General features: G+C 54.8%; 20 protein-coding genes. 6 read left to right on the top strand and 14 right to left on the bottom strand.

Annotated elements, in window-relative coordinates:
• Window positions 1-8 precede the first annotated feature (8 nt).
• Complete coding sequence (locus ADIMK_RS16245; protein WP_036190542.1) at window positions 9-299, bottom strand: ArsR/SmtB family transcription factor; 291 nt, start codon at window positions 297-299, stop codon at window positions 9-11.
• 304 nt (window positions 300-603) lie between these two features.
• On the opposite strand from ADIMK_RS16245, the gene ADIMK_RS16250 reads away from it, so the two are divergent.
• Genes ADIMK_RS16250 through ADIMK_RS16260 form a run of 3 tightly spaced genes read left to right on the top strand, consistent with a single transcriptional unit; the run spans window position 604 to window position 5,302 of the window.
• Window positions 604-3,189: an efflux RND transporter permease subunit gene (locus tag ADIMK_RS16250; protein WP_036190342.1), complete on the top strand. Its 2,586-nt coding sequence runs from the start codon at window positions 604-606 to the stop codon at window positions 3,187-3,189.
• 2 nt (window positions 3,190-3,191) lie between these two features.
• Window positions 3,192-4,010 (top strand): outer membrane lipoprotein-sorting protein, encoded by an 819-nt coding sequence (locus ADIMK_RS16255; protein ID WP_081849826.1) that lies wholly within the window; start codon window positions 3,192-3,194, stop codon window positions 4,008-4,010.
• Complete coding sequence (locus tag ADIMK_RS16260; protein ID WP_036190345.1) at window positions 4,007-5,302, top strand: hypothetical protein; 1,296 nt, start codon at window positions 4,007-4,009, stop codon at window positions 5,300-5,302. Before ADIMK_RS16255 ends, ADIMK_RS16260 begins: the two co-directional genes overlap by 4 nt.
• A gap of 2 nt (window positions 5,303-5,304) precedes the next feature.
• On the opposite strand, the gene ADIMK_RS21465 is transcribed toward ADIMK_RS16260, so the two are convergent.
• Window positions 5,305-6,576, bottom strand: coding sequence for a GGDEF domain-containing protein (locus ADIMK_RS21465; protein ID WP_156042959.1), 1,272 nt, complete (start codon window positions 6,574-6,576; stop codon window positions 5,305-5,307).
• An 88-nt stretch (window positions 6,577-6,664) separates the two neighbouring features.
• The gene (locus tag ADIMK_RS16270) at window positions 6,665-7,078 is read right to left on the bottom strand and encodes a YgaP family membrane protein (RefSeq protein ID WP_036190347.1); all 414 of its coding nucleotides are present in this window, start codon (window positions 7,076-7,078) and stop codon (window positions 6,665-6,667) included.
• A gap of 131 nt (window positions 7,079-7,209) precedes the next feature.
• Here ADIMK_RS16270 and ADIMK_RS16275 point away from each other — a divergent pair, with 131 nt between their 5' ends.
• Window positions 7,210-8,118 (top strand): universal stress protein, encoded by a 909-nt coding sequence (locus tag ADIMK_RS16275; RefSeq protein WP_036190349.1) that lies wholly within the window; start codon window positions 7,210-7,212, stop codon window positions 8,116-8,118.
• Window positions 8,119-8,137: 19 nt separating this feature from the next.
• Here ADIMK_RS16275 and xthA read toward each other — a convergent pair whose 3' ends face one another.
• Complete coding sequence (xthA, locus tag ADIMK_RS16280) at window positions 8,138-8,953, bottom strand: exodeoxyribonuclease III (protein ID WP_036190551.1); 816 nt, start codon at window positions 8,951-8,953, stop codon at window positions 8,138-8,140.
• Between the two features lie 194 nt (window positions 8,954-9,147).
• Between xthA and gorA the strand changes: the two genes are divergently transcribed.
• Window positions 9,148-10,506, top strand: coding sequence for a glutathione-disulfide reductase (gene gorA, locus ADIMK_RS16285; protein ID WP_036190352.1), 1,359 nt, complete (start codon window positions 9,148-9,150; stop codon window positions 10,504-10,506).
• Window positions 10,507-10,559: 53 nt separating this feature from the next.
• Here the strand turns inward: gorA and ADIMK_RS16290 are convergent, their stop codons facing one another.
• Window positions 10,560-11,588 (bottom strand): GGDEF domain-containing protein, encoded by a 1,029-nt coding sequence (locus ADIMK_RS16290; RefSeq protein ID WP_036190357.1) that lies wholly within the window; start codon window positions 11,586-11,588, stop codon window positions 10,560-10,562.
• Window positions 11,589-11,641: 53 nt separating this feature from the next.
• Window positions 11,642-13,108: a cation diffusion facilitator family transporter gene (locus ADIMK_RS16295; RefSeq protein ID WP_231517067.1), complete on the bottom strand. Its 1,467-nt coding sequence runs from the start codon at window positions 13,106-13,108 to the stop codon at window positions 11,642-11,644.
• Window positions 13,109-13,362: 254 nt separating this feature from the next.
• Here ADIMK_RS16295 and ADIMK_RS16300 point away from each other — a divergent pair, with 254 nt between their 5' ends.
• Window positions 13,363-14,244: a bile acid:sodium symporter family protein gene (locus ADIMK_RS16300; RefSeq protein WP_051693029.1), complete on the top strand. Its 882-nt coding sequence runs from the start codon at window positions 13,363-13,365 to the stop codon at window positions 14,242-14,244.
• On the opposite strand, the gene queE is transcribed toward ADIMK_RS16300, so the two are convergent.
• The 8 genes from queE to ADIMK_RS16340 all read right to left on the bottom strand — a co-directional run bounded on the left by queE (window position 14,241) and on the right by ADIMK_RS16340 (window position 22,349).
• A complete protein-coding gene (queE, locus tag ADIMK_RS16305; RefSeq protein WP_036190361.1) occupies window positions 14,241-14,873 on the bottom strand; it encodes a 7-carboxy-7-deazaguanine synthase in 633 nt (210 codons plus the stop codon). The genes ADIMK_RS16300 and queE overlap by 4 nt on opposite strands.
• 5 nt (window positions 14,874-14,878) lie before the next feature.
• The gene (locus tag ADIMK_RS16310) at window positions 14,879-15,796 is read right to left on the bottom strand and encodes a recombination-associated protein RdgC (protein WP_036190363.1); all 918 of its coding nucleotides are present in this window, start codon (window positions 15,794-15,796) and stop codon (window positions 14,879-14,881) included.
• A 105-nt stretch (window positions 15,797-15,901) separates the two neighbouring features.
• Window positions 15,902-16,444 (bottom strand): adenine phosphoribosyltransferase, encoded by a 543-nt coding sequence (locus tag ADIMK_RS16315; RefSeq protein ID WP_036190365.1) that lies wholly within the window; start codon window positions 16,442-16,444, stop codon window positions 15,902-15,904.
• Window positions 16,445-16,668: 224 nt separating this feature from the next.
• The gene (fnr, locus tag ADIMK_RS16320) at window positions 16,669-17,442 is read right to left on the bottom strand and encodes a fumarate/nitrate reduction transcriptional regulator Fnr (RefSeq protein WP_036190367.1); all 774 of its coding nucleotides are present in this window, start codon (window positions 17,440-17,442) and stop codon (window positions 16,669-16,671) included.
• 83 nt (window positions 17,443-17,525) lie between these two features.
• Complete coding sequence (gene hemN / locus ADIMK_RS16325) at window positions 17,526-18,917, bottom strand: oxygen-independent coproporphyrinogen III oxidase (protein ID WP_036190369.1); 1,392 nt, start codon at window positions 18,915-18,917, stop codon at window positions 17,526-17,528.
• Between the two features lie 74 nt (window positions 18,918-18,991).
• Window positions 18,992-19,660: a sulfite exporter TauE/SafE family protein gene (locus tag ADIMK_RS16330; RefSeq protein ID WP_036190373.1), complete on the bottom strand. Its 669-nt coding sequence runs from the start codon at window positions 19,658-19,660 to the stop codon at window positions 18,992-18,994.
• On the bottom strand, window positions 19,653-19,871 hold the full coding sequence (ccoS, locus tag ADIMK_RS16335) for a cbb3-type cytochrome oxidase assembly protein CcoS (RefSeq protein WP_036190375.1): 219 nt from the start codon (window positions 19,869-19,871) through the stop codon (window positions 19,653-19,655). The genes ADIMK_RS16330 and ccoS overlap by 8 nt, the downstream gene beginning before the upstream one ends.
• A gap of 24 nt (window positions 19,872-19,895) precedes the next feature.
• Complete coding sequence (locus ADIMK_RS16340) at window positions 19,896-22,349, bottom strand: heavy metal translocating P-type ATPase (RefSeq protein ID WP_036190377.1); 2,454 nt, start codon at window positions 22,347-22,349, stop codon at window positions 19,896-19,898.
• Between the last annotated feature and the right edge of the window lie 8 nt (window positions 22,350-22,357).

Here is a 22,357-nt window from a genome sequence, read left to right on the forward strand (position 1 = left end):
GCCCCACTCTAGGGAAGGGTTTCCGGGCAGTACATTTCGTGCAATGTGCGGATGAGGCGTTTAGCCGTATCACCCTCGAGAGAGTAGTAAATAGTCTGGGACTCGCGCCGCGTTCTTACCAGTCCATCTTTACGCAGTACGGCAAGATGCTGGGACAGGGCGCTTTGGCTTAAATCCAGACAGCGGTTTAGCTCGCTGACCGAAAGCTCCTTACCGTCCAGATGACATAGGATCAGCAAGCGGCTGTCATTTGCCAGTGCTTTCATCAGTTTCGCCGCACGTGAGGCGTTTGCTTTCATCAGCTCAAGTGTAGGGTTTTCGGGCTGGATAGCGCAGCTTGGCGACTGCTCGGGTGCTTTGTTCACGGACGATTTCCCCGCGGCGTTACACGGCAAGTAGTGATATGGAGTGTCGATACAGCAACAGCGGGTTTCAGGCTGTGGAGCGAGGTTACCACACAAAGTTGCAGGAATGACGCTTGCATCTTTCACTGAATATTATCCCATACTGCCTGTAGCGCTCAATTATTCATTCGGATTTGTAGTATTAGCAATATCTAATATAATGCAGATATTCTAATTCGCAAATTGGGTGTAAAACCAGATGAAGCTGCGTGACGCACTGCTGACTTTCTCCGTAGATCGCCCCAAGTGGGTTTTCTCACTGCTGCTGTTGCTCTGTATTCTGGCAGGCTTGCAGATCCCGTCCATAAAGGTCGACACCGACCCGGAAAACATGTTGCCGCACGACCAGCCCGATCGAGTCTTTCATGATCAGGTAAAGGAGCGCTTCGCACTTCACGACATGATTGTCGTCGGTATGGTCAATCGGGACAGCGACCAGGGCATCTATAACCCGCAATCGCTGTCGGCGCTTCAGCGGCTCTCCGAAGAGATAAGCCGGATGGATGGGGTCATTCCAAAAGATCAGATGGCGCTGGATCGGGTAGACAATATCACCCAGGAGGGACCCGGCACGATCCGTTTCGAGTGGATGATGAAAGAGGCCCCGTCCACACTGGAGCAGTCCGCCGAGATTCGACAGGCCGTAGAGCGTTTGCCGCTACTTGATAACACGCTGGTCTCAGGCGATGGGCGTGCCGCCGGCATCTATGTGCCGATCGAGAGCAAATCGGTTAGCTATAAGTTGTCCCAGCAAATCGAGTCGGCCATCGCGGCGCTTAACGTCAAGGATGAGTTTCACATTGCAGGCCTGCCCGTGTCCGAGGACACCTTTGGTGTTGAGATGTTCGTCCAGATGGCAATCTCTGCACCCTTGGCCGGACTGATGATCTTCATATTGATGTGGGTATTCTTCCGCAGTTTCCTGCTGATCACAGCGCCCATGCTGGTGGCGATGGCGTCGGTCATTATCACCATGGGCCTGTTGATTGGGCAGGGATACACCGTGCATATCATGAGTTCGATGATTCCGATCTTCCTGATGCCGATTGCGGTGGTTGACTCCGTGCATATTCTCTCGGAGTTTGCAGACCGGTATAAACCGGGCGAAGACGCGAAACCCGCTGTTCTGGAGGTGCTCGGCCATCTCTTCACGCCGATGCTCTACACCTCGTTAACCTCGGCAGTAGGCTTCGCCTCTTTGGCTTTCACGCCGATACCGCCGGTTCAGATCTTCGGTCTTCACGTTGCGTTCGGCATCATGCTGGCGTTTCTGCTGACCGTGACGCTGATACCGGCTTATATCATCAGCCTTTCCCCCAAGCGGATGGCGCAACTCAAGGATCATAATATCCAGGAAGACGACAGCAGCCGACTGGGACGCTTGATGTCGTTCATGGGCCGTCTGTCGATGATGAAAGCGCGCCTATTGGTTGTTGGATTCAGTGTTTTAACGGCCTTGAGTGTCTGGGGCGTCAGCCAGATTCAGATCAACGACAATCCGGTGCGTTGGTTCAAGTCAGATCACCGTCTGCGTGTGGCGGATCGGGTATTGAACGCGCATTTCTCAGGCACGTATGACGCCTATTTGGTGTTTGACCGCACTGAGGCACAGGATCCGATTGCGCACCTCAACTCGGAACTTGTCGCAGCACTGAACAAGGAGCCGCTCTCTGTTGATATAAAACCGGCGCTTCAGGCGATGATGGAGAGCGCCAGGGCTGAGGATTTCGATCAATACGCCAGCATGCTGGCCAGTCAGATCGATGAGGCGAGTTTTACCCGCCCAGCGCAGGAGGAGTCCGTATGGCTGGACCTGCTGGGAAGGGTGGAGGCCGCTCAGATCGATGCAAAGTATTTCTTGAAGCCTGACGTGCTCGAATATCTCGATAAGCTGGCCGCCGATCTTGAGACACAACCGGATGTCGGCAAGGTGAATAGCCTGCCGGTACTGGTCAAAACGGTCTACCGTGAACTCACCGGTGGAGGAGATGATCAATACCGTCTGCCGGATTCCGCACGTGGTGTGGCACAGACCATTTTGAGCTATCAATCCTCTCACCGGCCCGATGACTTATGGCACTTCGTGACGCCGGACTACCGTTCGACATTGCTCTGGCTGCAGCTCAAAAGTGGCGACAATCAGGATATGACTGCCGTGATGGAGCATGTCAAAGCGTACGTGGAGGCGCATCCTCTGCCGCAAGGACTGAGCGTTAACTGGGCAGGTCTGACCTATATAAATGTGGTATGGCAAGAGCAGATGGTTAACGGCATGCTCAAGAGCCTGATGAGCGCCTTTGTCATGGTATTGGTGATGATGGTGGTATTGTTCCGCTCACTCAGCATCGGCCTGCTGGCGATGCTGCCCTTGAGTGTGACGATTCTGTTTATTTACGGGCTGATCGGGTTTGTTGGCAAGGATTATGACATGCCGATCGCTGTGCTCTCGGCTTTGACGCTGGGCCTGTCGGTCGACTTCGCGATCCACTATCTGGAGAGGGCGCGGGCAATCTATCGCCAGACGGGTAACTGGGCCGGGGCGATCGCCGATATTTACAAGGGACCGTCACGGGCGATCAGTCGAAACGCGATTGTGATCGCGATTGGATTCACGCCCCTGCTGCTCGCACCGTTGGTGCCCTACATAACAGTTGGCTTTTTCCTGGCGTCGATTATGGCCGTGTCGGCGCTGGTTACTCTGCTGTTGTTGCCAGCCGTCATTACGCTGATAGGCAACAAGGACAAGCTTTTTCAAACCCAAGTCAGCGTGAAAGAGGAGGTCTGAATATGATCACGTCAAGCAAGCGCGTACTTAAGGCGGTTTCCATGTTGGCTGTGGGTGTCCTTTGGGGGGCTCAGGCTGGCGCTGCCGATCTGACCGATGTCCAGACAATAGTGGATCAGGCGAATCTCGCCGCGTATTACCAGGGCGATGACGGACGCAGCGAAGTGAGAATGCTCATTCGCGACGATCAGGGGCGCGAACAGTTACGTCAGTTCACCATTCTTCGTAAGGATGTGGCCGATGGTGGCGATCAGCATTTTTACGTGGCGTTCAGCCGGCCAGCCGATGTGCGTAATACCGTATTTATGGTTGCCAAACATGTCGATAGAGACGATGACCGTTGGTTGTATCTACCAGATCTTGATCTTGTCAAACGTATATCGGCTGGCGACAAGCGCACCAGCTTTGTCGGTTCGCACTTCTTCTACGAAGATGTCTCGGGACGTAACCCGGCCGAGGATGCGTTTGAGCTGCTGGAGACGACGGCGGAGCAATACCACCTCAAGGCTAGCCCTAAAGACCCGCAAAGTGTCGAGTTCAGCCGCTATGAGCTCTGGATCGACAAGGCCTCAATGTTGCCGGTGAGGATTGACTACTTCAGCAACGGGGATTCGCCCTACAGGCGTGTTGAAGCGTTGGAAGTAGAAGAGATCCAGGGCTTTCCAACCGTGGTCAAAAGTCGGGTATCCGATCTGAAGAATGGCGGCGAGACCACGATGGAGTTTGGGTTTATGAAGTATGACATCGGCATTCCTGACGATCTGTTTACTGAACGTTCGTTGCGCACATTGCCGCGTGAATGGTTACGGAGACCGCAATGAAGCGAGGACTAAGTACGCTGCTGGCGCTGAGTATAAGTCTGTCGGTGCAGGCGGCGACGGAGGATAGCAGTGCGGAGCCGGATCCCTGGGGAGATGACTCCTGGGGCGAACAGGAAACAGGGCCAGCCATTCACGGCTTCTTTGAGGCCGCCGCTGGCGCACGCTTGCAAAATGACCCGGCAATGTCTGAAGACAAAACCCTGACGGAGATACGCGGCCATCTGGAGTGGGAGAAGGCGCTTGGCTCTGCGAACTACAGCCTCAAGGGTGATCTGTATGCCGACGGTGTCGAGGATGGATTGCAGCTTGATCTGCGTGAAGCGACGGTACAGTTTACCCCGGTTGACTGGATCGATATTCAGGCCGGTCAGCAGGTATCGACCTGGGGAACAGGCGATATGCTGTTTCTGAACGACCTGTTTCCCAAGGACTGGAAATCGTTTTTCTCCGGCCGTGATGAAACCTACCTCAAGGCGCCGGCGGCCAGTATCAAAGGTAGCCTGTATGCGCAGAACGTCAGCCTGGATCTGATCTGGACGCCACTGTTCGAGTCTGATCGATATATCGATGGCGAGCGCTTTAGCTACTTTTCTCAGTTGAGCGGGCAGCAGATGGCGGCCCCTGGGGGCGTTTTGAACGCTGATGAGCCGAACGCATTTCCTGAGGATGGAGAGCTCGCTGCGCGCCTCTATGGGCGTCAGGGCAGTCTTGAGTGGGCGCTATACGGTTATCGAGGCTTTTGGAAGCAGCCTGTGGGGCTTGATAGTAATGGACACCTGATTTTTCCGCGTCTGGATGTGTATGGCGCCAGTGTAAGGGCGCCTCTGGCAGGGGGGATCGCCAATACTGAATTTGCCTGGTACGACGGTAAGGACAGCGATGGTAGCGACCCGCTGATTCCCAACGATCAGGTGCGCTGGCTCGCGGGATATGAGCACGAGCTTGTGCCCCGGCTTACAGGCGCTATGCAGTATTACATTGAGTGGATGCAGGATTATGACGCGTTCAAGCAAAGTTATCCTTCAAGTTACCGGCCCGACGAGGTTCGCCAGGTTGTAACCATGAGACTGACCTGGAAGCTGATGCGTGACAATCTCACGCTATCCTGGTTCAACTACTGGTCGCCGACCGATGAGGATTACTATCTGCGCCCGTCAGCGAGTTATCGTGTGGATGACAACTGGACGCTGAGCGCTGGTGCCAACCTGTTCGGCGGTGAGCAAAAGCACACCTTCTTTAGTCAGTTCGAAGAGGGCAGCAACCTCTGGTTCAGGGTTCGCTACGGGTTCTGACTTCAGGCGGCGGCGCCGGAACGTGTTCGGCGCTGTCGGCGTGGATCCGGGCCGTCGGTCATGACACGGTTACGCCCAGCGCCCTTGGCTTTATACAGGGCTTTGTCGGCGCGCTTGATGACCACGCTCGGTTGCTCATCTGTGTCACGCCAGGCGACGCCGATGCTGATCGTGACAGTGACCTGTTCCGACTCCTGAGCCTGCCCCTCGCGGGACTGTTTGCCCTGTCGGTTACTGCGTGGCCGCTGAGGAGAGCGTACGCGCATCGGGTAATGTTCAACACGTTGACGAACCTCGTCCAGCGCGGCAACAACCTCTTCCTCTTTGCGCCCGTTGAAAACGATCGTGAACTCTTCACCACCGTAACGGAACAGGCTGCCACCGGCCTGAACCTTGCGAAGCTGAGTGGCGACCATTCTCAAGACCTGATCGCCCACATCGTGACCGTACGTGTCGTTGAATTTTTTGAAGTGATCGATATCCAGCATGGCGATGCCATATTGGCGCCCGAGTCCTGCCAGTTTGTGCTCGAGCGCGCGCCGGGCGGGCACGCCAGTCAGGCTGTCGACAAAGGCCATGGCATAGATATGACTGATGACGGCAAATATCAGCAAAGCGGGCGCCGCGATCAGTAATGGCGTGCTGAGGTGAGGCTGCTTTAGGAGGCTAATGGCGAGCATTTGGGCCGCGAGTGCGCCAAAAAGGGCTATTTCGTCGGCGGTGCGGCGGGTCAGGGTCAATAGCAGGCTAAGGCCCAGAACAGGGGCGAACAGCCAGAGACTGCCAATACTCAGCAGAGAGTGTTCTCCCAGTGTTTCGAGTAGTGTTGGGCTCAGTTCCGGCATCCATTGCCCAAGCAGTCCGGGCCTACTCCACATGAATAGCAGGGCGCAGGACGGGGCGAGGGTTACAGCCAGTTTGGCGATGCCCTTTCGACACAGCGGAGACGTGTCGCGCTGGATCAGTATCCAGGCATGTATCGCGGGGATTGCCAGCGATGTTAGCGTGAAAAGGACGTAGGTGTCGGGACGATCCAGCCCGCTTGATACCGCCTTAACCAGGATATATGCCGACAGCCCCACATGGCAGGAAGCCAGTGCTATGCGGCCACGTTTAAAACCTGCTGCGAGCATGAACGCCGTTGCCGATATCAGCAAGGGCAGGCTGCTGACAAGCTTCAATAAAACCGGGTCTAACGAGCGTAGAGAGGGGGCTGCAACCCAGGGGAGCAGTAACAGAAGCAACGGTAGATAGAGACGAAGCAGTCTGAACAACGGCAGTACAATCCCAGAAAGTTCTGCCGGAATACTACCATGAACAGCGGCGGACGCGCATGCGGACCGCCGGCTATTTTCACGCTATTTAGCCTTTAACGTCCGGACGGTGGAAACCGAGCATTTTTGACATGAATATTGCCGGGCACCAGCCGGTAAAAGAGGATTGTACGAGGCTCAGGCCGATCAAAGCCGTAATTACCAGAATCTGTTGCGGTGCGCTTGCAATGAATACCGCACCGAGTGTGGCCAATACGAGTACGCCGGCGATTAGATGTACGCCCTGATGAACGCTCATGCCTTTGCTGCAGCGTTGCTCCTTGAGGCCTAATGCGCGGAACAGACTCATGGCAGGGCACCAGTTGGTGAAAGCTGACTGCAACAAATTAAGCCCGACAAATGCGGTGAGATAATACCCCCAGGGGTGTACTGCGTAGCCGATAGTCATGCTGATTAGAATGACAGAGCCCGCCAATAGGCGAAGTGCGGAATGAAGGTTCATGAAGTTGCCCTCTCTAGAATATTAGATAAATCTAATATAGCAAATAAGATTGCGCTGGGCCAAGATTTTCATTGGGTTTGGATCACCAATTCGCACTATGCTAAAAAGGTCCTTCACCGAGGAGTGCGCTTATGTTCCGCAAGTTGCTGGTCAATATCGATGACGATACCGAGCATCTACTGATGGTTGAGAAGGCGGCCAGACTCGCTGCGTTGGAGGGGCATCTGGAGCTTTACTGTGTCGCGTTTCAGCCGCTGATACGCTCAGCTGGAGTGTTCAGTGAAGAGGCTGAACGACGCTCGCGGCATGCCTATATGACCCAGTGTGAAGCGCGTCTTGATCATCTGGCCGGACGAATCCGCATGGATGAGTCGCGTGTGGGCACCGATGTTTCATGGGATGAAAATCGTGCCGCTGCGCTTTTGCGAAAGTGCGAGCGATTCAATGCCGATCTGCTGGTGTACCCCGTATCAACACAGCCGGCGTTACTGCATCATCTGCTGGCACCTGAAGACTGGAAGGTGCTGCGCGAAAGCCCGGTTCCGTTACTGCTGAGTCGGGACCGTCCATGGCCGGAGCATCCTCGCATTGCTGTTGCACTGGATCCTTTCCATCCTCGCAATGAGCCTGCTTCACTGGATGGCAGACTCTTCGGTATGGCGCATCGTCTGGTTCGGGAGCTGGAAGGGGAGTTGCATGTGCTGCATACCTACACCGCCTTGCCCCAGTCGGCGGTGTTCGATGAGCATCGAATAGCAGACTTTGAGCACATGCAGGAAGATGTGACCCGAGAGCATCGGGCCCGACTCGAATCCTTCCTTGAGCCCTGGCAGAAGGAGCTAGGAGCTGCCGAATTGCATCTGCTGGAAGGTGAGTTGCATCAGGAAGTTCCACGCTTATGCGAGGAGTTGCGAATCGATTTGCTGATAATTGGGAATGTGCAGCGGGGACTTCTTGAGCGCTTACTGGTGGGCAGCAGTGCTGAGAGGCTACTGGATCGGGTGCATTGTGACTTGATGGTGGTGAAGCCGGATCTTTGATCAGGCTTCACCACAGACGTCAGATATCGAATGTCGCCCAGATCGGCGCGTGGTCAGACGGCTTCTCCATTGCGCGTATCTCGTAGTCGATTCCCGCATCCGTGCAGCGATCAATCAGGGGTTGGGTTGCCATGATCGCGTCGATTCGCAGGCCTCTTTTGGGATCGTCCTCGAAACCACGGCTTCGATAGTCAAACCAGCTGAACAGGTTGTCACACGCCGGGTGGCAGTAACGGAACGTATCGATCAAGCCCCAATCGCACATTTTTTGCAGCCACTCCCGCTCTACCGGCTGGAAGCTGGTTTTACCGGTTTTCAGCCAGCGTTTGCGGTTTACCTCGCCGATACCGATATCGAGATCCGTCGGTGAGATATTCAGGTCGCCCATCACCACCAACGGTTCGGAAGCCGCGCATTGGTGTTGCAGATGATCAAGGAGATCCGCATAAAACTTCCGTTTGGCCGGGAATTTTATTTCGTGCGCGATGTTTTCGCCCTGTGGGAAGTAGCCGTTAATGACTTTAAATCGCTGGCCTGAATCGCTCTCGTATTCACCAATAATCAGCCTGCGCTGAGCATCATCAGCGTCGCCAAGAAATCCTTTCTGAACGGACAGCGGCTCTTTTTTCGAAAGCAGGCACACTCCATAGTGCGTCTTCTGACCGAAGAATTCGGCATGATAGCCAAGAGCCTGCATCGCCTCGAGCGGGAACTGATCGTCTGCTACCTTACTTTCCTGAATGCCGATGACGTCCGGTGAATGGCGCTCTACCAATGCTTCTAGTTGGTGTTGGCGGGCGCGAATTCCATTGGTGTTGAATGAGACGACTTTGATCACAAGCAAGATACTCCCGGTATTAGTCCAGCTGACTGGCGATACTAGCAAAAATGCGCCGGGGTATGTCTCTGAATATGATAGATTTTCTCAATTCGGCGCTTTTAGTCGATCAATTGGCTTTTACGACAGCGAAGAAGGTAAGGTTTGGGGCATCATAGAGGACAGCTGTCACTGTATTCAGGAGATTTCGCGTGACTGATTTTGATTACGATCTGTTTGTAGTAGGGGCCGGATCCGGTGGTGTGCGGGCCGGGCGAATGGCTGCTGCTAAAGGGGTAAAAGTTGCCATCGCAGAGGATCTTTACCTGGGCGGTACCTGTGTGAATGTCGGGTGTGTACCAAAAAAGCTGTATGTCTATGCATCGCATTATGCTGAGTCGATACATGAGGCAAAAGGGTTCGGGCTTGAAACCAGCGAGCCGGTGTTCAACTGGGCGACTTTGCGCGATAACAAAAAGGCCGAGATCGGACGGTTAAATGGCATATACGGTAATCTGCTGCGTAATTCCGGCTGCGACATCATCGATGGTAAAGCCACAGTTGTCGATTCAAATCGGGTTGAGGTAGCAGGAAAGGTTTACAGCGCGAGGCGAATCCTGATCGCGACCGGTGGCTGGCCGTTCGTCCCCGAGTTTCCCGGCAGCGAACATGTTATTACCTCAAATGAGGTTTTTGATCTTGAACAGTTCCCCCAGCGGGTCATCGTCGTGGGCGGTGGCTACATCGCCGTCGAGTTTGCCGGAATCTTCGCCGGGTTGGGTGCCAAGACCCATCTTATTTATCGCGGTGACATGATTTTGCGTGGCTTTGATAATGAGGTGCGTGAGTTCGTCGCTCAGGAGATATCCAAGAAAGGTGTCGACCTCTGCCTGCATACAAATATCGAAAGTGTATCGAAACAGGCGGATGGCTCACTGGTTGCGACGCTGACTGACGGTTCGACCCTGGAGGCCGATCAGATTCTTTATGCCACCGGTCGCAAGCCCAAGACTCAGGGGTTGGGCCTAGAAGAGGCCGGCGTCGAGCTTGCGGATTCCGGGGCGATCATGGTGAATGATCAGTTCCAGAGCAGTGTACCGTCGATCTACGCCATTGGTGATGTAATTGATCGGGTTCAGCTGACTCCTGTCGCGTTGGCCGAAGCGATGGCGCTTGTGCGTAATCTGTATGATGAAGGAAGCGCCGATGTGGATTATGAGCTGATTCCGACGGCGGTCTTCTGCCAGCCCAATATCGGTACAGTAGGCTTGAGCGAAGAGCAGGCGAGGGAGCGTTACACTGACATTGCAGTGTACCGATCCGAGTTTCGTGCGCTCAAGCATACGATCAGCGGGAGCGATGAGCGCACCCTGATGAAGATGATCGTCGATACTGCGACCGATCGGGTTGTCGGTGTCCATATGGTGGGTGCCGAGGCGGGCGAAATCATTCAGGGAATTGCGGTGGCGCTGAAAGCCGGTGCGACCAAGGTGGTCTTTGATAGCACCATCGGTATACATCCGACGGCAGCAGAAGAGTTTGTCACAATGCGAGAGCCGACGCGTCGGTAATTAACACCTGCGTGAACAATGTCGTCGTATGAGCGCGTAAGCTCCGGATTCCCTCAGGATCCTGAGCTTACGCGGTTACGCCCATCTTGCTTGGCTTGATAAAGCGCCTTGTCAGCGCGTTCGATCAGGCTCGCACTGCTGTCACCGGCAGTGAAGCTTGCGGTTCCAAAAGAGGCTGTAATCGAGCTTATGACGGACCCCGAGCTTTTCTGTCTGATCCTGATCGCTTCAACCCGTTTGCGGAGTCGTTCAGCAACGTCAACCGCCTGCTCGATGCTGAAACCGGGGCCGAGAATGGCAAATTCTTCGCCACCAAAACGCACCGGAATCAAAGGCTCAGTACACTCTTCCTTGAGAAGTCGACCGACATACTGCAGCACCTTGTCGCCCATCAGGTGACCATAGGTGTCGTTAAAACGTTTGAAATGGTCCACATCAAGCATGATCAAACAGAGGTTCTGCTGATCGCCGAGTTGAACCAGTTGCTCAAGCTCCGTATCGAATACCCGGCGGTTGAACAGGCCAGTCAGTACATCGAGACTCGCATCCTGACGAGTTTGCTGCAGCTCCTGCCTTAACGCTGCAATCTCGGACTGAGCAGAGTCGATCTGTTGTTGAAACAGCCGAGTCGCATCATTGATGGCTTCTGTTTTGAGCGAGAGTGTTCTAATGATCGACTCCAGTGGCAAAGGGTCGGCTTCGGTCTCATTTAACTCGGACAGTGCCTCAAGGCTCTCTCTCAGTGCTGCGGAATAACTATCAGTTTGCTCGCACGCAGCCGAGGTCTGTTCGTGCAAGGTGTTGACCAGATTCACCAGCCCGTTATGTATCTCTTGTGAGTCTTTCGACTCATCATCAACCAGATGCTGGCGAAACAGCTGCTCGCTTAAGAGATTGGGGCAGGTACCATAGGTTTTCAGGGTTGAGTCGAGAGCGGTATTCAGCTCCGGTACCTTGTTGGAAACATAGGCGTACCAAAGCGCGTAGTTCAAAGGGTTTGGAGGAATCCGGTTGCGTACCATAAGCGGTACGGCCTGGCGAAGAAAGTCGGCGGCTTGGTTGGGCGTCTCGTTATACTTCATCGGAGAACTTCCTGTCACATACTAACAACACGGATGCAATGGGCGCGCGTGGGCTAACCGGTGGGTAACCAGATCTTGAGTCGACGGAACCAATCCTGGCCGGTGAGTTGATCGGTCATGCGGCCTTCGAATTCGGACGCCGCCATGCCGCGTTGCCGCAGGATTTGCTGAAGCTCGTCTGAAGCCTTGATCTCAATGTCTGTATATTCCGGATGGTAGTACAGCGTCAACTCGTATTCAGGACATTCGCCCAGCTCACGACTAATGACGGCGTCCACATGGCGGGTAATCTCCGCGCGAGATGGCATGGCAGGAAGGCTTTCATCCGGATAGACCTGATCATCATAGGTATCCACATGAAAAATCACATGTCCTATGTCATCGAACCGTTCTTTAAGCCTGAAAACAGCCGCATCACCGATGTAGTGTCCTTCAGCGGCGCTAAGGTGTGGATCTACCTGGAGGTGCATCTCTAGCATGCTTTGGTTGCCCATCGCACGACTTTTAAAACTATGTACGCTTTGGATGCCCTCAACTGCAAGCACTGTCTTGCGGAGCTCCTTGACCCTTTCTTCCGGAAGCGCGGTATCTACAAGTTCGGTTATGCTGCGGGCGACCAGGTCCCATCCGATTTTACCGACCAGTAGTGCCACAATGACCGCGGCGAGAGCGTCGAGCCACCAAACACCCATCATTGCACCGGCAACCGCGATGAGTACCACTACAGAGGACAATGCATCGGAGCGGCTATGCCATGCATTCGCAATGATCAGGTCTGATTTCAGTTTCTTACCTACACGCAAGGTGTATTGGAATATCCACTCTTTCCCAAGTATGGAGGCGGCTGCTGCGACTAGAGCAGGCCAGGTAGGAAGTGGGGGGCGAGTGTCTGCAAATAGGCGTAAAATGCTTTCATAGGCCATGAGCCCACCTACTGCAATAAGAATCACGCCCAATGCGACCGTGCCGACAGTCTCAAAACGTCCATGCCCCCAGGGATGGTTTTTATCCGGGGCCTGGTGGGAGAGCCGCAGTACGACAATCACCATGAAGTCGGTCAGAAGATCTGAAAAGGAATGAAGGCCGTCAGCAACCAGTGCCGCAGAGTTTGCGAATATCCCGATGACGATCTTGAGGGTGCCCAAAACCGTGTCGACGACTGATCCGATCAAAGTCACTCGCTCGGCCGCCTTTCGGCGCTGATCTAACTGTTCCTGCATCAATAGTGTCCATTCAAACTGCTTGGCCTGGACGAAGTTTACAGTGCAAGGCTTGGGGTGGCCAGAACGCGTGAAGCGGGTTGGTTTGTTACAAAAATGAAACATTTGGATATTGACAACCCTTGATTTGTGTTTGCGCGTTTGGATGTCGGAAAGGTGACAAAACAATGTCATTCCTAAATGGCTCTGAAATCTACTTTTGAGGCCGTAAAAAACCACTTGACGATACCTAACCAATTGAAAATAAAGGCGTAAAAACAACTGGTTAAAAAATAGCCAATTCGTCTTAGGTGTCGGCATCGCGGGACATTCGGGGGTGTTTTGTGGCAGTTTGCACAGTTTTATCCACAAGAGATGTGGGTAGTGGCTGCAATCCCCCGTGGTTACTGAAGTGTATCTTTTGTGAACAAACTTTTGCGCTAAGCGAACCTCGAAAAGGCGGGCATTCCATACGCCTTTCTGCCCATTTTTTTTCGGGTTGCCGGATTCCGGGTAGAAGCTTTGGGATTCTGGATGTATTCTCGTTCGGATAACTAGAATGGACACGCTGACGAATGGAAGCTTCCTCACTGAGTCAGGTCATTTTGCCGGCCGCTCTTTTTCTCATGATGCTGGGCATCGGCATCACATTGCGCGTTGATGATTTCAGGCGAGTGTTTAGCGCACCGCGCGGACTGCTGCTGGGTGTAGCAGGTCAACTGCTTCTCCTGCCGTTTCTTGGAAGTCTGGTCTGCACGCTTTTTTCACTTCCTCCGCTGGTTGCAGCAGGTCTCATGATCGTGACCTTTGCACCGGGTGGCGTCACCTCCAACATGATCACACTGGTCGCCAAAGGTGATACAGCGCTGTCGGTCAGCCTGACAGCCCTAACGAGCCTCGTGACGCCCTTTACTCTGCCTGTTCTGACAACCTGGGCGCTGGTTTGGTTTGGCTTGTCTGAGCAGCTAAATGAGTTCCCCTTGCTGCCGTCGATTATCAAGCTTGCAACCGTTACGGTAATACCGGTGTTGTTTGGGTTGGCGCTGCGTGAGCGTTTTCCGCAAGGCTGTCAGCGTTTTCAGCCTTTGGTTAAGGCCTGTGCGGTGCTGGGGTTTGTGCTGATTGTTGCGGGTATTGTTCGGGCCAACTGGGATCGGTTGCCCACTTTGCTGTCGCTGTATGCGCCGGCTGTGCTGACGCTGGTCATTATAGCGATGGTCGCCGGCATCCTGCTGGGCCGTTGGGGAGGGCTCTCTATTGGCGGGCAAAAAACGCTGGCTATTGAGGTGGGTATCCAAAACGCGGGTACGGCGCTGATGATCAGCAGCGGGCTGCTGGGCAGTGTCGAAATGTCTGCGATTGTGCTGATCTACGGCGTACTGATGCAGATACCAGCCGCCTTGATCATGATTGGCGCGAACCTGTCATACCGAACCCGCTCTTGTCAGACGGGCTAGTCGATACCGATTATTTTGTGCGTTTGTAGGCTAAGTCTCCACTGAGGGTGAGCCATGCAGTATTCGATACAGCGGGCGGTATAGCTGCCTTGCATGGGGCCGTCCATCGGCTGCAGGAAAAAGTGATCGAAGGGCAGGGTGTTGAATCGTTCTGGTGGTGCCAACGGCTGGGGATATACCAGTTTCAGTTCATTACCCTGAGTGACAACGAGTTCTGTTCCAGCTTTTGGGCTGACACAAATCCAGTCGATTCCTTCAGGTAGCGGTTTGGTTCCATTCGTCTCGATGGCGATTTCGAATCCGTGTGCGTGGAGGGCGTCGACAAGCGGTGCGTCCAGTTGTAGCGCGGGTTCTCCACCGGTACATACGACGTAAGGCCGCCCACTTGCTCCGGCTGGCCAAAGTGAGGCGATGACTGCTGCGAGGCTATTAGCATCCTTGAATTTGCCGCCACGCTGCCCGTCGGTGCCGACGAACTGCGTGTCACAGAAGTCGCAGATCGCACCGCTACGGTCTTGTTCTCGACCCGACCAGAGGTTACAGCCGCTAAAGCGGCAGAAGACGGCGGCGCGCCCGGTTTGGGCGCCCTCGCCCTGGAGGGTGTAGAACATCTCGTAAACGGTGTACATGCCCTTTAACGCTCCTGTTCGCCATCGAAGGCGGCAAGTACCTGCGGGATTAAACGCGTGAACTCCAGCCCGAGTTGGGTGACATCCGCATCAAGGGCCGCTAGCTCCTCTTCCGGAGCTTGCTCTTCCAGCTGGTCGCGGTATTCATCGGTCAGTTTTATGCGATGCAGCGTCAGATCGTCATGCAGCACCAGGCGAATCTGTTGCTCCCAGCACAGCGCCAGTCGGCTGACTCTCATGCCGCTCTCGATATGGGCACGAATCTCGTCGCTGGTCAGGATCTGGCCTTTCACCCGGATGACGCCGCTTTCGTCAGCAAGCGTGTCCTTAAGTTCGCACTCTTGCTCCAGCTCGAAGCCTGCGGGCAACTCTGGATCGCCCATAACCCATCCAGACATTCTGTCGCTGGGTGCATGATTGACCTCGGGCAGGCGGACCTTCAGCGAGCCCAAAGCCTCGCGGAGTTCTGACAGCAGCTGTTCGGCACGGTTCAGAGAGGAGGCGTCCACCAGAATCCAACCCTGCTCCGGCGATATGAGTGCATGTGTAGGGCGTCGGCGTGTGAACGCGCGGGGCAGTAATTCGAAGGTGACTTCATCCTTTAGCTGTGCGCGTTCGCTGCGATAGACCTTACGGTCCTCTTCCTGCTCAATCTTTTCGACTTTCTCGTTGAGCGCATCGCGTACAACGCTGCCCGGAAGAATGCGCTCCTCCTGCTGTAGGCAGATCAACATAAAGCCATTGCTGACAAACACCGGCGAGTCGGTTAGCCCGTAGGTCGGGGTTGTCCAGCCAGAGCGTTTTTGCTCGTGTCTGTTGCAGGGAGTGAAAGGTTTGCTCTCAAGGGCCTGTTCAAGCCGCTGTGCATCGAAATCTGTATCCGGTGTGAATCGGTACCAGACAGCGTTTTTAAACCAGAGCATCGCACCTCCTGTTCGTTGCCCGGCAGGACGGGCATGAGTGTAGAGGCGCGCATTATTGTGGGCATGGGGCCGGGATGCAAGCTTTCCGGCCCCAGTCGGCCGGGGTTAAACGCCTTCGTATGCGATAAGCGTGTAAACCGGCACACCGGCTTCCTGAATGCGGGCGGATCCCTGCAGGTCAGGCAGATCGATCAGGGCGGCCGCTTCAATGACTTCGGCGCCAAGCTTTTTGATCAGTGTACAGGCGGCGAGGATTGTGCCGCCGGTTGCGATCAGGTCATCGAAAATCAGCACCTTGTCGCCCTGGCCGACCGAGTCTGTCTGCATCTCAACAGCGGCGCTGCCATATTCCAGTTGATATTCCTGATGAATGGTATCGCCAGGCAGCTTGCCTTTTTTACGCACCAGTACAAGTGGCAGATTGAGCTGATGGGCCAGTATGGAGCCGAAAAGGAATCCACGTGCATCGATACAGGCGATATGGGAAATCTCGCTATTAATATATCGCTGGATGAACGCGTCAGCCACCATGCGTGTAGCGCGGGGGTCTTTGAAAATTGGGGTTACATCCCGGAAGATCACGCCGGGCTCCGGCCAATCGGGCAAAGAGCGGATGACTGACTTGACGTAAAACTCGTCGTAGGACATCGGGTTGGGCTCCTGGGCTCTGTGAATTCTCGTTTTTGCGGCTTGAGGGCGGTGCCTGATAGCATTGCGCTCATGCTATTGATCTAACTCAATGTGTCACGCGAGCAGTGGGTGTTTAATAACAATCGTTGGGTTACACATTGAGATGGCTACTTCATTGTGCAACTATTCTGGCGCTTACCCCTCGGGATAAGCGCCTTTTTTATGCTCAAACGTCGGATCTATTAGCCTTGCTGAGAGCTGTTTTCTGCTGTTTCGAATGGATTGCATTCACCTGCGAGGTCATAAAGATCCGGCAAACTCAGTAGCTCGATCTCCTTCCCGTCGACGCGAATTAGAGACATCGCCTGAAAACGGGTGAAGATACGGCTGACTGTTTCGACTGCAAGTCCTAGATAGTTGCCGATTTCGTTACGCGACATCGACAGTCTGAACTGCGAGGCAGAGTAGCCGCGGGCTCGGAAACGGGTCGACAGCTTGATCAGGAAGGTCGCAACGCGCTGTTCGGCGTTTTTCTTCGACAGCAGCATCATCATCTGCTGGTCGTCACGAAGCTCTTTGCTCATGGTGCGAAGCATCTGACGACGCAGTTCCGGCATTTGGCCTGCCAGATCGTCCAGACGTTCAAAGGGTATTTCGCATACGGTCGTCGTTTCCAGGACCTTGGCCGATACCGGATAGGTCACCCCATCGACGCCGCTCATGCCAACCAGCTCGCCAGGGAAGTAGAAGCCGGTGATCTGCTCTTCACCTTCATTGGTCAAGGTGTAGCTTTTTATCGTTCCGGCGCGCACCGCATAAACCGAAGAAAATGCCTCACCCTGATGAAACAGATGTTCACCTTTCTTGAGTGGGCGGCTTTTCTCGATAATGTCATCGAGCCGTTCCATTTCCGTCATGTTCAGTGAAACCGGCAAGCAGAGCGAGCTGAGGCTGCAGGTGCTGCAATGTACCTGCTGCAGGCTGCGCAGTTTGCCCTCACATTTATGGTCACCCATGGGATTGTCCCTTTATTGCGTTGGGTTGAATCAGGCTACGCCCTGCATTATGTAACATTTAGCAATGGCGTTGAAGTGCACCCTTAAATGATGCGTGAATAACGCGCCGTAGCCTGTTCGCGCGGAATGTAGGCATCGAATGCCATGCAGATACGTCTGATGAGCAGTCTTCCTGCCGGCGTTACACGGATAAGGTCATGCTCAATCTCCACAAGGCCGTCGGCCGTGAAGGTCTTCAGGTCGTCAAGTTCAGCCTTGAAGTACTGTTCGAAATCGATAGCGTATTGCTGGGCGATTCGGCTGGGTACCAATTCAAAGTGGCAGATCAGTTGTGTGATCACGCTGCGTCGAATGTGGTCGTCCTGATTTAATGTCACACCACGACGAATGGCGTGTCGATGATCTTCGACGGCTTGCGTATAGGCGTTGATGTCGTGCTCATTCTGATAGTAAACGTCGCCAATCTGGCTGATGGCCGATACACCCATTGCCACAAGATCGCAGTCAGAATGTGTGGTGTAACCCTGGAAGTTGCGATGCAGCTGGCCATTGGCCTGTGCCAGTGCCAGTTCGTCATCGGGTTTGGCGAAGTGATCCATACCGATGTAGACGTAACCGGCATCAAGCAAGCGCTCGATGGTACTCTGCAATATCTGGAGTTTGGTTTCCGGCGAGGGGAGGTCCTCTGCCTTTATGTGACGCTGTGAGCGGAAACGATCGGGCAGGTGAGCATAGTTGAACACTGACAGGCGATCAGGCGACATACCGATTACGGTTTCCAGTGTCGCGTTGAAACCACTCAGTGTTTGATGCGGCAGGCCGTAGATCAGATCCATATTGATCGATTTGAAGCCAAGTTCACGTGATGTTTCCAGTACGCGGCGTGTCTGTTCGATCGGCTGAATCCGGTTTACCGCTTCCTGAACTTTGGCGTCCAGGTCTTGTACCCCAAGGCTTACCCGGTTAAAGCCAATTTCACGCAGAACTGCCAGCGTTGTGTCCTGCGCTTCTCGCGGGTCGATCTCGATTGAGTAGTCGCCTTGATCATCATCCCGGAGATTAAAATTGCGGCGCAGCTCGCCCATCAATTCCCGCATCTGGTCGTCGGCAATGAATGTGGGGGTGCCGCCTCCCCAGTGCAGCTGGTTAACCTGGCGATCTGAACTGTACCAGTTTGATAGCTGCTCCATTTCACGGTAGAGAACATCCAGATAAGGTTGGGCCTTGTCGCGCCGGCGTGTAATAACCTTGTTGCACGCGCAGTAGTAGCAAACGTGCTCGCAAAACGGGATGTGCACGTAGAGTGAAAGGGGGCTTTCCTTGATCGTACTGCCTTGGGCGCGATCGACCAGTGCAGCAGCTGACAGTTCTGGGTCGAACTGCAATGCGGTCGGGTACGAGGTATAACGGGGACCGGACAGATCGTAACGTCGGATCAGGTCGATATCCCACTGAATTCGGTTGGAACTGCTCACGTTTGTTATATCCTCGTTCAGATTTTACGCCGGCGTTAGTATACCAGTCCGCTATGTGTGCTGCTTGATCGGTGTCAAAGGCTGTCGACCACTGAGGCAAGCGGCAGGGTGTAGAGACCAAAGAGTATAATCAAGATGCCAGCTCCCCGACGGAGCCCCTGCTTCTGCATCAGCGCTCGTACCTGTTGAGCGAGCAGTCCAGTGGTGAGCATCGCAGGGAGTGTACCGATGCCAAAGCCGATCATCAGTAGCGCGCTATCAAGCCAGTGGCCTGCGGCCGATGACCAGAGCAGGGTGCTGTACACCAGCCCGCAGGGTAGCCAGCCCCACAATATGCCGAGAGTCAGCGCGCGTGGCAGAGTGTCAGCTGGCAGGAAGCGCGCTGCTATTGGGCGAAGGTGGCGCCATAATAATCCGCCGGCCTGTTCCAGACGGGTCAGTACTTGCCACCACTGAGCGACATAGAGCCCCATTGCGATCAGTAGCACGCCTGCGAGTGTGCGAAGTGCGATGCCGGCGCCGGAGTTTTTGAGCTGAAATCCGACCAGCCCAATCAGGGCGCCGGCTGCAGCGTAGCTGGAGATTCGGCCAATATTATATGCAAGTATCAGCCAGAACCCGCGCTGACTGCCGGGGGCGCCCATGCTGACGCTGGCCGCAAGGCCGCCACACATGCCCACGCAGTGAGTGGCGCCTAGCAGTCCAAGCAGGATGGCCGTGGAAAACGCAATCGGCTCAGTCATGAGTGTTTGCGTTGCTGTCTTGTGACGGCTTTTCGTCAGGCTTTGCTTTAGCGTCCTGTGGGATCAAGTCCTCGTCATCGTCGTAGAGAATGCTGTGGGCCGGTGATTCGAGGTCGTCATATTGGCCTGAGTTTACACTCCAGAAAAAAGCCCATACGGCGATGCTTGCGAGAATGATCGCTATGGGGATCAGCAGATAGACAATGCTCATGGAGAACTTCCTGAATTCGTGGAGTTAGCTGCGGCTTTTTGGGCGGCGGCTCAGACGCAGTGCGTTGCCGACCACCACCAGCGAACTGGCTGACATCCCGATTGCTGCCATGTAGGGGGCTATAAACCCGGTTGCAGCAAGCGGAAGCGCTAACAGGTTATAAAGGGCTGCCCAGGCCAGATTCTCGCGTATGATTATCCGGGTCTTGCGAGCCAGTCGTACCGCATCGACTAATCGGGTGAGGTCATTGGCGATCAGCACTGCATCGGCATTGGTCTTGGCGAGATCTGTCGCTCCGGCCATGGCGACTGAGACGCGAGCGCCGGCAAGCGCTGGGATGTCATTGATGCCATCTCCAACCATGATAACTTCTGCGCCTTCGCTTGCGAGACGGTTCAATATCTCCAGTTTCTGCTCGGGCGATACGCCTTTATAAAGCTGATCGATGCCCAGCGACTGCGCAACTGTTTCGGCAGACCCTGAGTTATCGCCTGTGAGCATGACGCTGTGCAAGCCCAGGGCGGAGAGGGCATTAATCGCCGTGGCGGCTTCGGGGCGGATCTGATCATCCAGTCTGAACCAGCACAGGGGGGAGTGTTCACTGCACAGTAGCAGCCAAAGACCATTCATGTTGGGCGGCGTTGGCTCTTTGGTCTCGCCAGTAATGGCGATCGCAAAATCAGGTTTGCCAATGCGGTATGTCCGGCCATCGATAATCCCTTCAAGGCCTTGGCCAAGGTGGTTGGTGACCGAATCGGCCCGCTGGCTTGTATAGGGTGTGAAAGCGCGCGCGATGGGATGTTCCGAGGCTGACTCCAATGCGGCTCCCAGTGCCAGAAGTGTGCGTTTGGATTCGTTAATGAGAGGCACGGTTTCCTGGATCTGAAGATTTCCTTCAGTGAGGGTGCCTGTCTTGTCGAATACAACATGGGTGGCCGTGGCGAAGCTTTCGAGTACATGGCCTCTGCTGATCAGCAGGCCGTGGGTGCGAAGCGTACCCGTTGCTGTCGTCAGTGCGGTAGGCGTTGCCAGCGACAGTGCGCAGGGGCAGGTCACCACAAGTACCGATAGTGTAATCCAGAAGGCGTTTTGAGGATCGATGAACGCCCAGCTGGAGGCCACAATGGCAGCCGTGACAAGCGTCGCACCGACAAAGTAGCGGGATACCCGGTCGGCAATACGAGCGACTGCCGGCTTTTCAGCCTGGGCCCTGTCCAGCATCCGTACGATAGTCGAGAGACGGGAGTCTCCACCGGTTTCGGTTACCTCGATTTCGATTGCGTGCTCAACGTTTTGGGTGCCACCGACAACCGTGTCATCAACGGATCGGGAGAGCGGAAGATATTCACCGGTTAGCGCGGACTCATCGACAGAGGTGCGACCCTTTCTGACGATGCCGTCGGCGGGAATAGTATGGCCGGGCTTGACCAGTACCCGGTCGCCTTGTCGGAGTTGGCTGGCCGGTATTAATTGCTCAGCGCCGTCCACTAGTCGGATCGCGCTATTGGGCAACAGGTTCAGCAGTGCATTGCCTGCGCGCCCGGTTCGATGCCGGGCCTGCATCTCCATGAAACGGCCGACGAGCAAGAAGAACGTAAACATGGTGACCGAGTCGAAATACACCTCGCCACTACCGGAGAGGGTGGCCCAGGCGCTTGCGAAATAAGCCGCTAGAATAGCCAGGGAAACTGGCACATCCATGCTAAGTTGACGCGTTCGCAAATCCCGCAGGGCGGCATCATAGAAAGGGCGGGCAGAGTACAGGGCCACCGGGGTTGCCAGGACAAAGGATGCCCAGCGAATGAAGCCCACTATACTGCTGTCCATGGACGCACTGATATCACCGGCATAAAGGGCTGCCGCGAGCATCATGACTTGCATGGTGCCGACACCGGCAACGCCTAAGCGTCTGATAGCGCGCTTTCTCTCCTTCGCCAGCAGTGTTTCTTCGCTATTGGGCTGGTAGGGGTGGGCCTGATAGCCAATGCGGTCAATCTCGGCAAGCTGTGCGCTCAGTTTGGTCTGGGAGTCGTCCCAAGTCAGCCGTGCACGGTGCGTTGTCAGGTTAACGCTGGCGTCCACGACTCCCGGTTGCTTTTTCAGATGATGCTCAAGCAGCCAAACGCAAGCTGCGCAGGTAATTCCCTCAATGACCAGTAGTGCTTCGCGGTTGGACGCTTCGGTTTTTCGAACGAAGCTCTGCTGAACCTCTTCGTCATCGAAGAGCCTGAGCTCCAATGCACGCTGTTCTTCATTCTCTTTGCGAACGCGCTCATTCTTGACGTTCTGCTTGTCCCGGTGGCGATAAAAATTATCCAGCCCTCCATCGACGATGGTTTGTGCGACGGCAAGACAACCGGGGCAGCACATCTGGCGCTCTTCATTATCGACCCGGGTGAAGAACTGACTGCCGGGGGGCACCGGCAATCCGCAGTGATAGCAGGGTGTGCGAGTATCAGAATCGACGCAGGAATTCATTCAGCCGA

This window comes from Marinobacterium lacunae (assembly GCF_000705555.1).
In the GTDB taxonomy this organism is placed as follows: Bacteria; Pseudomonadota; Gammaproteobacteria; order Pseudomonadales; family Balneatricaceae; genus Marinobacterium_D; species Marinobacterium_D lacunae.

What these genes read in the sequence shown, in the direction of transcription:
- ADIMK_RS16245 (WP_036190542.1), bottom strand. Translation starts at nt 299, where the DNA reads ATGAAAGCAAACGCCTCACGTGCGGCGAAACTGATGAAAGCACTGGCA.
- ADIMK_RS16250 (WP_036190342.1), top strand. Translation starts at nt 604, where the DNA reads ATGAAGCTGCGTGACGCACTGCTGACTTTCTCCGTAGATCGCCCCAAG.
- ADIMK_RS16255 (WP_081849826.1), top strand. Translation starts at nt 3,192, where the DNA reads ATGATCACGTCAAGCAAGCGCGTACTTAAGGCGGTTTCCATGTTGGCT.
- ADIMK_RS16260 (WP_036190345.1), top strand. Translation starts at nt 4,007, where the DNA reads ATGAAGCGAGGACTAAGTACGCTGCTGGCGCTGAGTATAAGTCTGTCG.
- ADIMK_RS16270 (WP_036190347.1), bottom strand. Translation starts at nt 7,078, where the DNA reads ATGAACCTTCATTCCGCACTTCGCCTATTGGCGGGCTCTGTCATTCTA.
- ADIMK_RS16275 (WP_036190349.1), top strand. Translation starts at nt 7,210, where the DNA reads ATGTTCCGCAAGTTGCTGGTCAATATCGATGACGATACCGAGCATCTA.
- ADIMK_RS16290 (WP_036190357.1), bottom strand. Translation starts at nt 11,588, where the DNA reads ATGAAGTATAACGAGACGCCCAACCAAGCCGCCGACTTTCTTCGCCAG.
- ADIMK_RS16295 (WP_231517067.1), bottom strand. Translation starts at nt 13,108, where the DNA reads ATGCCGACACCTAAGACGAATTGGCTATTTTTTAACCAGTTGTTTTTA.
- ADIMK_RS16300 (WP_051693029.1), top strand. Translation starts at nt 13,363, where the DNA reads ATGGAAGCTTCCTCACTGAGTCAGGTCATTTTGCCGGCCGCTCTTTTT.
- queE (WP_036190361.1), bottom strand. Translation starts at nt 14,873, where the DNA reads ATGTACACCGTTTACGAGATGTTCTACACCCTCCAGGGCGAGGGCGCC.
- ADIMK_RS16310 (WP_036190363.1), bottom strand. Translation starts at nt 15,796, where the DNA reads ATGCTCTGGTTTAAAAACGCTGTCTGGTACCGATTCACACCGGATACA.
- ADIMK_RS16315 (WP_036190365.1), bottom strand. Translation starts at nt 16,444, where the DNA reads ATGTCCTACGACGAGTTTTACGTCAAGTCAGTCATCCGCTCTTTGCCC.
- fnr (WP_036190367.1), bottom strand. Translation starts at nt 17,442, where the DNA reads ATGGGTGACCATAAATGTGAGGGCAAACTGCGCAGCCTGCAGCAGGTA.
- ADIMK_RS16330 (WP_036190373.1), bottom strand. Translation starts at nt 19,660, where the DNA reads ATGACTGAGCCGATTGCGTTTTCCACGGCCATCCTGCTTGGACTGCTA.
- ccoS (WP_036190375.1), bottom strand. Translation starts at nt 19,871, where the DNA reads ATGAGCATTGTCTATCTGCTGATCCCCATAGCGATCATTCTCGCAAGC.
- ADIMK_RS16340 (WP_036190377.1), bottom strand. Translation starts at nt 22,349, where the DNA reads ATGAATTCCTGCGTCGATTCTGATACTCGCACACCCTGCTATCACTGC.